The sequence below is a fragment of the Cupriavidus sp. 01L46 genome, from assembly GCF_056399905.1.
This window is the reverse complement of the sequence record NZ_JBFTSF010000164.1, coordinates 1-14,011: the sequence shown is the minus strand read 5'-3', so window position 1 is coordinate 14,011 and position 14,011 is coordinate 1. Positions and strand designations below refer to the sequence as shown.

At 68.7% G+C, this 14,011-nt stretch carries 5 protein-coding genes and 1 pseudogene; 5 read left to right on the top strand and 1 reads right to left on the bottom strand.

Translation table 11 applies throughout. The features are described 5' to 3' along the window. Positions 1 to 88: 88 nt before the first annotated feature. Both AC1DS3_RS24735 and AC1DS3_RS24730 read left to right on the top strand, forming a co-directional pair. Entirely contained in the window at positions 89 to 514 is a 426-nt protein-coding gene (locus AC1DS3_RS24735) for an OsmC family protein (RefSeq protein WP_441636005.1), read from the top strand. Between the two features lie 198 nt (positions 515 to 712). Further along, positions 713 to 1,444, top strand: a complete 732-nt coding sequence (locus tag AC1DS3_RS24730) for a BON domain-containing protein (protein ID WP_183032701.1) — start codon at positions 713 to 715, stop codon at positions 1,442 to 1,444. A gap of 79 nt (positions 1,445 to 1,523) precedes the next feature. Here AC1DS3_RS24730 and AC1DS3_RS24725 read toward each other — a convergent pair whose 3' ends face one another. Then, positions 1,524 to 2,636 (bottom strand): GlxA family transcriptional regulator, encoded by a 1,113-nt coding sequence (locus tag AC1DS3_RS24725; RefSeq protein WP_441636003.1) that lies wholly within the window; start codon positions 2,634 to 2,636, stop codon positions 1,524 to 1,526. Positions 2,637 to 2,758: 122 nt separating this feature from the next. Here AC1DS3_RS24725 and AC1DS3_RS24720 point away from each other — a divergent pair, with 122 nt between their 5' ends. The 3 genes and pseudogenes from AC1DS3_RS24720 to AC1DS3_RS24710 all read left to right on the top strand — a co-directional run. Next, complete coding sequence (locus AC1DS3_RS24720) at positions 2,759 to 4,018, top strand: glutamate carboxypeptidase (protein ID WP_477128150.1); 1,260 nt, start codon at positions 2,759 to 2,761, stop codon at positions 4,016 to 4,018. Positions 4,019 to 4,067: 49 nt separating this feature from the next. Further along, positions 4,068 to 4,685 (top strand): annotated as a pseudogene (locus tag AC1DS3_RS24715) (M20/M25/M40 family metallo-hydrolase); the annotation flags it as partial. A 548-nt stretch (positions 4,686 to 5,233) separates the two neighbouring features. Then, a partial coding sequence (locus tag AC1DS3_RS24710) for a two-partner secretion domain-containing protein (protein WP_477128149.1) occupies positions 5,234 to 14,011 on the top strand: 8,778 nt, incomplete at its 3' end.

Below are 14,011 nucleotides of genomic sequence, written 5' to 3'. Positions count from 1 at the left end.
AGCACAAGCAGCTCCGGACGCGCCGCAAGCGTCCCTTTACCGGCGTGGCGAATGCCGCGCCTTCCCCTTTCGACGATGGAGAATGCTCATGAAAAAGTACGGATCGGCTAAATGGCAAGGCGGCATCAAGGACGGCCAGGGCAGCATCTCGGCAGAGAGCGGCGTGCTCAAGGATGCGCCCTACGGTTTCAAGGCCCGCTTCGAAGGCGGCCCCGGCACCAATCCCGAGGAACTCATCGGGGCGGCCCACGCGGGGTGCTTCTCCATGGCGCTGTCCCTGATCCTGGGCGAGGCCAAGATGGTCGCCGAGAGCATTGCCACCAAGGCCACGGTCACGCTCGACAAGGACGGCGGCGGCTTCACCATCACTGCCGTGCACCTGGACGTGACGGTGCGCGTGCCCGGGGCCGACAAGGCGGCAGTAGAGCAATGCCTGCAAGGGGCCAAAGCCGGCTGCCCGGTGTCCAAGCTGCTAAAGGCGGAGATCACCATGGACGCCAAGGTGGAAACCTGAGCCGGCCACGGCGGGCGCCAGGCCCGGGGGCCGGCGCCCGGTCAATAGGCCAATAGGCCAATAGGTCGGGCGTGGCCATCCTGGCTTCCTATAATGAAGATTCGCCGTCCCGCGCCGCACCTGGCGCGGGACCGCGCGGGCGTTCAATGGACTGAACGCGTCTCCTATATCCAGACCTTCCACGATAAGGCAGACATCATGCATAGCAGTGAAGCAGTCCTGACTCAGGCTAGGGCGGCCATCGCCCACGTGCCTTTCCACAGCCATCCCATCCATCCCACCATTCACCTGCGCCTGAGCGACGGCGCGCTGATTCTCGAAGGCGAAGTCCCCGATATTGTCGACAAGAGCCGCGTTGCCGCGTCGGTACGCCGTGTCGACGGTGTGTCTGCCGTGATCGATCACTTGCGCGTTGCCGATGGCGGCGCGGCGGTTGGCGACGGCGAACTGCGCAATGCCATCTGCGTACGGCTGCTGCAGGCGATCGACTTTCGCAATTGCCGCATCTGCGCGCATGCCAAGGGGAGGATCGAACCCGTGCGCGAAGCCGTTGGCGAGTCCAGCGGAGAGATCGCCATCGAAGTTGTCGACGGCGTGGTGACCCTGCGCGGCCACGTGATCAGCCTGTCGCACATGCGCCTGGCCGGTGTGCTGGCGTGGTGGTCGCGAGGTTGCCGCTGCGTGGTCAACGAGCTGGTGGTGGCCCCGGCCGAGGCCGACCGCGACGACGAAGTCACGGAAGCGCTGAAGCTGGTGCTGGAGACCGACCAGTTCGTCGATGCCGACCGCATCCGCGTGCAGACCAAGGACCGCGTCGTCACGCTCGAAGGCTATGCCACTACCGAAGCCGGCAAACGCCAGGCGGAGCGCGACGCCTGGTACGTGCATGGGGTCGAGGACGTGGTCAACCGCATCGTGCTGAGCAACTAAGCGCCACTCTGCCTGCGTTACTTCGCAGGTTCGCTAGTTCGCAGGTTCGCAGGTTCGCAGGTTCAATAGCCGGATCGGATCATGCCGTGCCCGCCGGGCGCGGCATGTCCTCCACGCGCCAGTAGCGCCGCTGCGAGCGCAGCGCAAAGCGCGCCCGGTAGCTCGACATCGACATCCCCGTTGCCCGCTGGAACAGCCGCCTGAACGCCGCAGCGTCACTGTAGCCGCAGGCTTCGGCCACCGCCTGCGAGCCATGCAGCGTCACCTCCAGCAGGGTCTTGGCACGCTCCACGCGCAGCCCGTGCAGGTATTCCAGCGGCGTCATGCCGCTGACCTGCCGGAAATGCCGCAGCAGGGTCCGCTCGCTCACGGCCGCCGCCTGCGCCACCAGCGCCAGCCGGTACGGCGTATCCACGTTGGCCTGCAGCCAGCGCATGGCGCGGTAGACGGGGCTGTCGGCGGTCTTGCTGAGCCAGCGTTGCGACACCAGCTCGGGCGTGAGCTGCTGGCGCTCGGCCTGGTACAGCAGCATGCGCGAGCAGGTCTGCGCCAGGTCCGGGTCATGCAGGTGTCCCAGCACGCGTAACATGAACTCCGTCTGCAGCGCCGGCGCCACGCAGCCAAACACGCGCTGGTGCAAGCCCATCGGCTCGCTCGCGGAAAAATCGCAGCGCGGATAGCGCTTGGCCATCCAGCTCTGGAAGGTCCACGGTGCGCCCATGCGCGCGCCATCCAGCAGGCCCAGCTCCGCGGGAAAAACGATGCCGCTCGCGCCCGCCGCGATCCATCCGCCCGCCTGCGCGTGCCGCTCCAGCAAGCGCAGCGCCTGGCCCGCGCCACCCAGGATCTCGCCCAGGTGCGGGGCATTGCGTGCAAGCACGCCCGGCACCACCAGCAGCGCATTGCCGTCTTCCGTGGCGCGCCGCCGCCGCGCGGGCTCCAGCCCCAAGGCGGGCAGGGCCAGCGCGCGGCCTGATGGGCCGATCACCGTCCAGCTCAGGTCGCGGTCCGCGTCCGGGCGTTGCAGCCGCGCCACCCCGGCCGCGGCGCGCAGCACATCCAGCGCGCCGAACAGCATGCCGGGCATGGCCTCGGGCAACCACAGCAAGCGCACGTGCAGCGGCACGGGGCGGCTGGCGGAGGGCGGCTCGGGCAGGGCGGTAGTGGCAGAAGAGGCAGAAGAGGGAGGCATGGCGGGATCGGCATTCCAATTGGCGGGATTGATCCTACCTTGCCACGCCCGCAAGGGCTAGCATCGTCGCTCGGCGAACCACCGCCCTAACCACAATAACGATCCAAGCAACAGGAGACTTCATGCAGCCATCCCTGCGCCGACTTACCCATACCGCTGTGGCAGCGCTAGCGCTGGCCTTCGGGGCAGCCGGCAGCGCACGCGCGGCGGACACGCAACTGCTGGACGCCGCCCGCGCGGCCGAGCCCGCGTTGATCCAGTCGCTCAAGGACATGGTGTCGATCGAGTCCGGCAGCACCAATGCGGCCGGCCTGGCGCAAATGGCCAGTTTCACGGAAGCACGCCTCAAGGCGCTGGGCGCGACCACCGAGCGCATCGCCGTGACGCAAGGCCCCGGCACCATGGTCAAGGGCACGCTCACCGGCACCGGCAAGCGCCGCATCATGCTGATCGCGCATATGGATACGGTCTACGGCCCCAACACGCTGGCCACCCAGCCGATCAAGCTGGACGGCAACCGCCTGTACGGCCCCGGCATCGCCGACGACAAGGGCGGCATCGCGGTCATCCTGCATGCGCTGGCCATCCTCCAGACAACCGGGTGGAAGGACTATGCGCAGATCACCGTGCTGTTCAACCCGGATGAGGAAGTGGGCTCGCTGGGTTCCGGCGACACCATCGCCAAGCTCGCGGAGCAGCACGACGTGGTGCTGTCCTGCGAGCCGTCCGCGGGCTCGGTGGTCATGAAGGGCCAGCCGCTGCTGCTGGCCGCGGCCGGCGTCGCCACGGCCACGCTGGATGTGAAGGGCCGCGCCGCGCATGCGGGCGCCGCGCCGGAGCTGGGCCGCAACGCGCTCTATGAACTCTCGTACCAGATGCTGCAAACGCGTGAAGTGGCCAAGGACGTGCCGGGCGCCGCGCTGATCTGGACTCAGGCCAACACCAATGGCCCGCTGAACCAGAYCACCGAAAAGGCCAGCGCCGTGGGCGACGTGCGCCTGACCCAGCCCGACGCGCAGGACAAGCTGCAGGCCGCGCTGCAAGCCAAGGTCAGCGCAAGCAAGCTGGTTCCCRACACCGAAACCACGGTCAAGGTCATCTCCGGGCGTCCGCCCTACGTGAGCGATGCGCGCAGCCGCGCGCTGGCGGCAAAAGCCCAGGCGATCTACAAGGAGATCGACCGCGAGCTGACGCTGGTGCCGCAGACCGGGGGCGGCACCGACGCCGGCTTCGCCGTGCGCTCGGGCAAGGCCACGGTGCTGGAGAGCTTCGGCCTGGCGGGCTTCGGATACCACGCCCGCGACGAATACATCGAGATTGACTCGATCGTGCCGCGGCTCTACCTGATGTCGCGCATCCTGCAGGAAATCGGGCGCAACTAAGGCGCTTTGGGCCGGCGGCAGCGCCCTTGCGCTGCCGCCCGCCCGCGCTAGCATCGCCCGGCAGGCATCCCGGCTTGCCTTCGCAACGACCCAATCCTCCACAGGAGACACCATGCCGGAGCTGGGCCGCAATGCGCTGATCGAGCTGGCCTACCAGCTGCAGCAAACGCGCGACGTGGCCAAATCCGTGCCGGGCACCCAGCTCAACTGGACCACCGCGCAGGCCGGCGAGGTCCGTAACCAGATCCCCGAGCACGCCACCGCCATCGGCGACGTGCGCACCACGGTCAAGGATGGCGCAGGCAAGCTGCGGGCCGCGCTGCAAAAGAAGGTGGACGAAGGCAAGCTCGTCCCCGACACGCAAACCACGGTGACCATGGAAATCGGCCGGCCGCCGTTTGTCGCCAACGCGCGCGGCCGCGAACTGGCGCAGCGCGCGCAAGCCATCTACGCCGAGCTCGATGGCCGCCAGCTGGCACTGGCGGAAGGCACCGGCGGCGCCACCGATGCGGGCTTCGCCGGGCGCTCGGGCAAAGCGGTGGTGGTGGAGAGCTTCGGCCTGGCGGGCTTCGGATACCACGCGCGCGACGAGTACATCGAGATCGATTCCATCGTGCCGCGCCTCTACCTGCTCACGCGCAYCCTGCAGGAAATCGGGCGTAGCTGATGCAGCCCCCGGCTTGTGCGCTAAAGGATCGCGGACATCTGCCGTTAATGGAGGTAGTGTGGGAGATAGTCTGAATTCCGTTCTTAGTGAAATGTATCTATTCTGATAATTCCTATTGATTCAGACGCCTAGGACTAGGATTAGGACTGTCTTAGTCCTATTCTTAATCCTATTCCTAATCCTGGGCGTTACCTTTTATCCCGGCGTCAATAACACGCCGCGCGTCTGTTTTTCAATCCCCCTTCAGTAGGTCAAAGCGCGCCCTGCGCCGCGCCATTTCCCGTAATGCCGCTTGCTKCCGTCGATTGGCGGTGAGCGGCGGTGCGCAATGCCCGCTCTTGCGTGCTCGCAATACCCCTCTATTCGTACGTGTCCGATTGACCGCATCGCCGTCATCATTAAATATTGTCAATACATGCGAAGAGAGTGACGGTTGTCGCCAGTCATTCCGGCAAGGGTGCCAGTCATCAGGCAAGCACCGCTAATTCAGGGTCTATCCAATTATGAACAAGGGCAGTTTCCGTCTGGTCTACAGCAGGCATCGCGGGATGCTGGTCGCCGTTGAAGAATCGGCCGCCAGCATCGGAAAAGGACAGCAAGGCGGCGCACGCGCGCAACGGCGCAGCCGCCGGGCAGGGCAAGGCCGGGCAGCTATTGCATCGATGGCATCGATGGCGGCCGCGCTGCCAGCCATGCCGCGCGCGCGCTTTGCTTCGTTTGCCTCCTCTGCCTCGCTTGCCCTGCTTGGGCTGGCTGCCCCGGCCACGGCCCAGATCGTGGCGGACCCCAATGCCGGCGCCAACCGTCCCGGCGTGATCCAGACCAGCAACGGCCTTGCGCAAGTCAACATCACGCGGCCCTCGGGCGCGGGCGTGTCCACCAACGCCTACACCCAGTTCGACGTGCCCAAGGGCGGCGCGATCCTCAACAACTCGCCCACCATCGTCTCGACCCAGCAAGCCGGTTTCGTCAACGGCAACCCCAACCTGCTGCCGGGCCAGAACGCGCGCATCATCGTCAACCAGGTCACCAGCGCGCTGCCCAGCCAGTTGCGCGGCTACCTGGAAGTGGCCGGCGGCCGGGCTGAAGTGGTGGTAGCCAACCCCAACGGCATCATGGTGGACGGTGGTGGCTTCATCAATACCAGCCGCGCCACACTGACCACCGGCGTGCCCGTGTATGGCGGCACCGGCAGCCTCGACGCCTTCCGCGTCACCGGCGGCCAGATCTCGGTGCAGGGCGCCGGGCTGAACGCCGGCAACGTCGACCAGGTAGACCTGATCGCCCGCAGCGTCACCGCCAACGCGGCCATCTATGCCAACAACCTCAACGTCATCGCCGGCGCCAGCCAGGTGGACCGCGCCACGCTGGCCGCCACGCCCATTGCCGGGACCGGTCCCGCGCCGGGCATCGGCATCGATGTGAGCCAGCTAGGCGGCATGTACGCCAACAAGATCCTGCTGGTCGGCACCGAGGCTGGCGTGGGCGTCAGCAACCGMGGCGTGCTGGCCGCGCAGGCCGGCGACCTGACGCTCAGCGCGCAAGGCCGGCTGGAACTCGCCGGCAAGACCAGCGCCACCGGCAACCTCGCCATCGCCGCGCGCGGTGGCGTGGAGAACAGCGGCACCACCTACGGCGCACAGGCGGTTTCGCTCGATACCGCGGGCGTGCTGAGCAACAGCGGCACGCTGGCGGCGCAGCAGGGCTTGCGCGTCAATGCGGGCAGCGTGGTCTCCAGCGGCACGTTGGGCGCGGGCGTCAATGGCGACGGCGCGATCGGCCAGCAGGCGGACCTGAGCGTGGTGGCGGCCGGCACGCTGTCGGCCAGCGGCAAGCACCTTGCGGGCGGCAATGCCAGCCTGCAGGGCACGGCGCTGCAGCTCGCCGGCAGCCAGAACGCGGCGCTGGGCAACCTCAGCCTGGCCGCCAGCGCGGGCGACATCAACCTGAGCGGCGCCAGCAGCCAGGCGGGCGGGGCGCTCAGTGCCAATGCCAGCGGGGCGCTCGTCAACGACCGGGGACAGTTGACCAGCCAGGGCACCACCATCACGGCCAGCAGCGTCTCCAACCAGGGCGGACGGATACTGGCGCAGGGCGCAGCCACGCTGCAGTCGGCCGGCGCCGTCAACAATCAGCAAGGTGAGTTGCAATCGGGCGGCGCGCTCGCCGTCAACGCCGGCTCGTTGGACAACAGCGCGGGCCGCCTGGCCTCGCTCAATGCAGACGGCCTGTCTGTCACCACCACGGGCATGCTGGCCAATGCCACCGGCACCACGGCCAGCGGCGCCAAGGGCGGCGTGATCGGCGGCAACGGCACTGTGCGGCTGAAGGCCGGCGCGCTGGCCAATGCCGGCGAGATCAATGCGCAGGCCAACGCCAGCCTGGACGCCGGGTCGCTGGACAACAACCGGGGCAGTGTGGCGGCGGGCGATGCGCTCACGGCCACCGTGGCGGGCGCGGCCAGCAATCGCCAGGGCACGATGTCGGGCGCCACGCTCAATCTGACGGCGGGCTCGCTCGACAACACCACGGGCCGCATCGAAGGCGATCTGGTTGGCATCCGCACGGCGGGCGGCCTGGCCAACCGCGGCGGCGCCATCAACCAGTTCGGCAAGGCCGACACCAGCATCAGTGCGGGTGGCGTCCTGGACAACACCTCGGGCACGCTGGCCACCAACGGCAAGAACCTGGCGGTGGACGCGCAGTCGCTGTCCAACGACAGTGGCCGCGTCGCGCACGCGGGCGACGGCACGCTGGCCGTGACCAGCCGTGGCGCGCTGGGCAATGCCGCGGGCACCATCCAGACCAACGGCGCGCTGGACCTGCGGGCCGCCGGCGCGGTGACTAACACGGCCGGCCGGATCGAAGCCGCCGGCACGCACGGCGCACTGTCGCTTGCCGCCGCGAGCGTAGACAACACCGCCGGGCGCATCGTCAATGCGGGCGACGGCTTGACCCGGGTCCAGGCGCAGCAAGCCTTGGTCAACGCCAATGCGGGCCGGATCGGCGGCAACGGCAGGGTGGAGCTGGCAGCCGGCACGCTGGCCAATCATGCACAGATCACCGCCAAGGGCGATGCCAGCCTGGATGCACAGTCGCTGGACAACGGCCAGGGCAGCATCACGGCGGGCGAAGCGCTCACGGCCACTGTGTCGGGCGCGGCCAGCAATCGCCAGGGCATCCTGTCCGGTGGCATCGTCGACCTGTCGGCGGCGTCGCTGGACAACGCCGCCGGCCGCATCGACGGCGACCAGGCCGGCATCCGCACCACGGGCAATTTGTCCAACAACGGCGGCGCCATCAACCAGTTCGGCAAGGCCAATACGGTCATCAACGCGGGTGGCGCCTTCGACAACACCGCGGGCACGCTGGCTACCAACGGCAAGAACCTGACGGTGGACGCGCAGTCGCTGGCCAATGACGGCGGGCGCATCGCGCACGCCGGAGACGGCGCCCTGGCGCTGACGAGCCGGGGCGCGCTGGGCAATACAGCCGGCGCMATCCAGAGCAACGGCACACTCGCCGTCCAGGCGGCCTCGCTGGACAACACCCGGGGCAACCTGTCCGCGCAAGGCGCCGCCAGTGTTACTACCACGGGCGCAGACCTGGTCAACCGCCAGGGCACGCTCTACGGGCAGTCCGGCCTGTCGCTCACCAGCCAGGGCCAGGTGGACAACACCGGCGGCACGGCGCAGACCAGCGGTGATTTGTCGGTCGCTGCCGGTGGCACGCTGAGCAACGCCGGCGGCACGCTCACCGCCAACGGTGCGCACGGCAAGGCCACCGTCTCCGCATCCGGCATCGACAACCACGGCGGGCGCCTTGCCAACGCGGGCGACGGCGCCACCACCATCACCGCCGCCGGCGTGCTGGACAACACCAGCGGCACACTCGGCGGCAACGGCGACGTGACCCTCGCCGCCACCGATCTCGTCAACGCAACCGGCGCGCAGATTGCCGCGGCCGGCGCGCTCACGCTGGGCGTGACCCGCAGTGTGGACAATCGCGGCGGCAGGATCTACGGCGCCAAGGGCCTGACCCTCAACCAGGCCAGTGCCAAGCTCGCCAATGAAGGCGGCAACGTGCTTGGCGGCACCAACGTGCAGCTCACCCTGGCGTCCATGACAAACCAGGGCGGCGCGGTACGCGCCAACCAGGACGTGGGCGTATCCAGCCTCGGCGGCACCGTCAGCGGCAGCGGCGAGATGACGGCGGGGCGCAACCTCTCGCTCAACGTAGCGGGCGACTATCTCAACGACGCCGCCAACAAGCTGCGCGCCGACGGCGACCTGCAACTCCGTGCCAGCGGCGCGGTAACCAACACCGGCACGCTGGCGGCCGGCGGCAGCCTGGCCGTGCGCGGCGCCAATGTGAACAACGCCGCCGGCGCCGGCATCAATTCGCAGGCCACCACCGTCCAGGCCGACGGCACCATCACCAACGCCGGACGCATCGAAGGCAATGCCGTCAACACCATCAGCGGCGCACTGGCCAACACCGGCGCCGTGATCGGCAACACCGTGCAGGTGCGGGCAGCGGACGTGAGCAACACCGGCCCGGCCGCCGTCATCGCCGCCGCGCAGGACCTCAAGATCCATGCGTCAAACTCCGTCTCCAACCTGGACGGCGCGCTGATCTACAGCGCCGGCAACCTGCAGATCGCCCGCGACGGCACGCGCGACCCGGGCACCGGCATGCTGGCCAACCAGGTCGGCGTGCTCAACAACCGCTCGGCAACGATTGAGGCAGACGGCGATATCGACATCGCCGCGCGCACGGTCAACAACACGCGTACCAGCATCGTCACGGAGGCGGGCACGCCGCAGACCACGACGACGCAGACGCTCTCGCTCTGGCTCGCCRGGCTGGGTGACGGAGAAACCAACGGTCACATGAGTGCCACGTTCCCCGGATGGACCTGGCGCGCTACGGCGGCAAGCATCAGCGGGGACATGGTCAACGCGCTGCGCGCCCCGGTCACCCTGGAAGTGCCAAAGACCAACGTGGTCAATCTCAATACCACGGCCAAGACGCTTTCCTTTACGGAGCCGCCCTTCGAGACCTACGGCGGCTACAGCGGCCCGATCTGCAACGACAACGGCTGCACCGGCGGAGACGGTCCGGGCGGGCGCCCGTTTGCCACCAACCCCACCCAGTACTACCAGGACATCCAGGACACCGGCACCACCTACAGGATCACCTTCTGGCCCGACTGGGATCCCGCCAAGCACCTCCGCCCGGACCAGGTGCGCGTGCGCTACGACCTCGGCCCGGACGTTCACGACTACAGCGAGACCTCCCGCACCACCGTCACCACCGTTGCCACCGACCGTCTGGTCAGCGCCACCGCGGCAGCCCGGGTCCAGGCCCAGGGCTCGATCCGCATCAACAGCGACGGTGGCAGCATCCTGAACCAGTCGTCCATCATGGCCGCCGGCGGCAATCTGTCCCGGCGCGCCGCCGGCGGCGGGGTACAGGACGTTGGCACGGTGCTCCAGCAGACGGTCAGCACCACCGACACCTCCACCTTCTACTGGCACCAGAAATCAGGCGGCAACAGCGATACGCAAACGGTGCCGTATCCGACCACGCCCCAGGCGCCCACCACGGTCGCCGCGCTGCCGGCCCTTGCCACCGCCAACCAGGCGGTGCAGACCACCGCGCAGGACATCACCGTCGGCTCCGTCAACCGCGTCGGCCAGACCGTCACTGCCAGCGGCGTGGCCGGCGGCAGCGCCTCCGGCACGCAGCTTGGCAGTGTCGCGGGCACGGCCGGCGCCGCGCCAACCCTCGGCGCCGGCCCCGTCGCCGCCGCCACCGGCACCACCAGCCGCCCGCAGACGCTCGGCACCGCCGCCGGCGGCATTCCCAACCTGACGCTGCCCGTCAACGGCCTGTTCACGCTGCGCCCGGCCCCGGCCACGCCCTACCTGATCGAGACCGACTCACGCTTCACCCAGTACAAGGCCTTCCTCTCCAGCGACTACATGCTGGGCGCGCTCGGCCTGGACCCGCAGCAGGTGCAAAAGCGCCTCGGCGACGGCTTCTATGAAGAAAAGCTCGTCCGCGACCAGGTCACGGCACTAACCGGCCGCACCTTCCTGGCCGGCTACACCGACCAGTTGAAGGAATACCAAGCCCTGATGAACAGCGGCGTGACCTACGCCAAATCCTTCGGCCTGTCCCCCGGCGTAGGCCTGTCCGACGACCAGATGCGCCAGCTCACCACCGACATGGTCTGGCTGGTAGCGCAAGACGTGACGCTGCCCGACGGCACGCATCAATCGGTGCTGGTGCCCAAGGTCTACCTGGCGCAGTCCAACGCCGTCGACCTCAACAGCACCGGTGCGCTTGTCACCGGCAACAGCGTGGCGCTCAACGCCACCGGCAACGTCAACAACAGCGGCCGCATCGTCGGCGACGTCGCCACACAGGTGCTTGGCAACAACATCGTCAACCGCGGCGCCATTGGCGACACCACCGGCACCACCGTGGTACAGGCGCTGCAGGACGTACGCAACCTGGGCGGGCGCATCGGCGGCCAGGACATCCTGGTGCAAGCCGGGCGCGATGTGGTCAACGAAACGCAGACCGTCACGGAAGTTCGCACGATCGGGCCCAACGGCTACAGCGCGGGCGCCACGGGCGTGGCCGCGGTTGCGGCCATTTCGGCAACCGGCAACGCCGTGGTGCTGGCCGGGCGCGACGTCTCCCTCAGTGGCGCCGTGCTCGAAGCCGGCAAGGGCGCACTGATCGGCGCCGGCCGCGACCTCACCATTGGCGCGCTCACCCTCGGCACCACGCAGGACGCCGTCTCGCGCGGCGGGCAAAGCTATTCCCACGACAAGACCAGCACGGTGGCCGGCAGCACGGTGCAGGCAGGCGGCAATGTGGTGGCGGTGGCCGGGCGCGACGCCGCGCTGGCGGGGTCCAAGGTGGGGGCGGGCGGCGATGTCTCCCTGATCGCCGGGCGGGATCTCACCGTCACGGCGCTCAAGGACACCACCGCCCACAGCGAAGGCTCGCTGGGCGGCAAGGGCGCGTCCTACACGCAGTCCGCCTATGACGAAACCGTGCGCGGCAGCACCGTCCAAGGCGGCACCAGCGCCACCCTGGCAGCCGGGCAAACAACGCTGGCAGCCGGCCTGCTGGAAGCCAACGGCATCACCGCCGCGCCGGTCACAGGCACGGGCAGCGTCACGCTGACCGGCTCGGAAGTCAGCGCCGGCAAGCCCGGCGTGAGCGGCGTGAGCGGCATGAGCGGCATGAGCGGCATGAGCGGCTCCGGCGTCAGCATCGTCGCCACCCAGGACATCACCATCGGCGAAGCCCGGGAAGTGCACGACGCCAGCTACGACGGCCGCAGCAGAAGCAGCGGCCTGCTCTCACGCAGCTCCAGCCACGACCAGACCAGCAGCCATGCCGACCTTGGCGTCGGCAGCCTGGTCAGCGGCGACACCGTGCGCGTGACTGCCGGCAACGATCTCACCGTGCGCCAGAGCGGCATCGCCGCCACCGACGGCGTGTCACTGGCCGCCACCAAAGGCAACGTGCTGATCACCGCCGGCCAGAACACCCGGGAAGAAAGCTACGCGCACGAGCAGAAATCCTCCGGCCTCTCCGCCTTTGCCGGCAAGGGCGGCATCGGCGTCTCGGCAGGCAGCAACCAGGCCAACAGCGCCGGGCACGCACTTGCCGTCACCCAGAGCGATGCGCGCAGCACCGTGGGCGCCACCAACGGCAATGTCACCATCAGCGCCGGGCGCGACGCCACCATCCTCGGCAGCGACCTGATCGCCGGGCGCAAGGAAGGCAACACCACCGCCGGCCATATCGACATCCAGGCGCAGAACATCGCCGTGCTGGCCGGCGTGGACCACATCAGCCAGGAAAGCAGCCAGAGCAGCCGCTCCAGCGGCCTGTCCATGGCGCTCACCGGCACGCCGCTCGACACGGCGCGCAACCTCCAGGACATCCAGCGCAACCCCAGCGCCGTCACCCGCGCCAAGCAAACGCTCAATGAACTCGGCGCCGCCGCCTTCACCGCGCCGCAGGTTGGCATCACCTTTGGCAGCAACCGCAGCAGCAGCCAGGTGGAGACCGAATCGATCTCCCAGAAGGGCAGCCAGCTCACCGCCGCCGGCGATATCCGCCTGCGCGCCACCGGCAACGGCGACAAGGACGCCAACGGCAAAGCCACCGACGGCAATATCCGGATCGCCGGCARCACCGTCAGCGCCGGCGCCGCCGCCATCCTCGACGCCCAGCGCGACGTCCTGCTGCAAGCCTCCACCGACAGCTACCGCGAAGCCACCAGCTCCAGCAGCAGCGGCTGGAGCCTGAGCACCGCCGCGCCATCGCTTGGCGACATCGGCCGCTTTGTCGGCGGCGGACCCAACAACGGCGGCGTCACCATGCTGCCGTATGGCAACCAGAAAGCCAGCGCCAGCGGCGATGCCAGCGCCACCCGGCAAAACGCCACGGTGGTCACCGGCAACACCGTCGCCGTCAAGGCCCGCAGCGGCGACATCACCATCGCCGGCAGCGGCCTGTCCGCCGAAGGCGACCTCACGCTAGCCGCGCTGCAAGGCAAGGTCGACATCCTCTCCGGCCAGGACAGCAAGACCAAGCGCACCGACAGCAGCAGCCGCCAGATTGGCGACCTGGGCGGCACCGGCTACACCGGCACCGTCGGCATCCGCACCGAATCCCACCACCTGGACACGGCGCAGACCACCGAGAACACCATCCGCAGCCAGGTGGTCAGCCAGAGCGGCAACGTCACCATCAGCGCCAAGGACGACCTCACCGCACGCGGCGCCGACATCGCCGCCGGGAAAGACGTCACGCTGATCGGCAAGAACGTGGTGCTTGACCCCGGCAAGGACACCGCAAACAGCCACCAGGTCGACAAAACCAGCCAGTACGGCGTCACGCTCGCCCTGTCCGGCTACGCGGTGACCGCCGCGCAAACCATCGAGAACGCCGCCCKCGGCATGGAAGACAGCAAGAACGACCGTCTGCGCGGGCTCTACGCGGCGCAGGCCGCGCTCGCGGTCGCCAACGGCGTCAGCACTGTCCGGGACCTCGCCAGCGGCGGCACCGGCGGCACCGCGCTGATCAAAGCCACCGTCAGCATCGGCGGCGGCAGCTCCGAGTCCGAATCCCGCAGCCAGGCCAGCGCCAACCAAGGCACCACCGTCAAGGCCGGCAACGCCGTCACCATCGTCGCCGCCGGCTCCGGCGGCGAGGACGCCAACGGCTACGCCGCCGACGGCGACATCACCGGGCGCGGCGTACAGATCGACGGCAAAACCGTCACCCTC

Excerpts from the sequence above, each read along its gene's own strand:
- AC1DS3_RS24725 (WP_441636003.1), bottom strand. The coding sequence starts at position 2,636 with ATGCCTCCCTCTTCTGCCTCTTCTGCCACTACCGCCCTGCCCGAGCCG.
- AC1DS3_RS24730 (WP_183032701.1), top strand. The coding sequence starts at position 713 with ATGCATAGCAGTGAAGCAGTCCTGACTCAGGCTAGGGCGGCCATCGCC.
- AC1DS3_RS24735 (WP_441636005.1), top strand. The coding sequence starts at position 89 with ATGAAAAAGTACGGATCGGCTAAATGGCAAGGCGGCATCAAGGACGGC.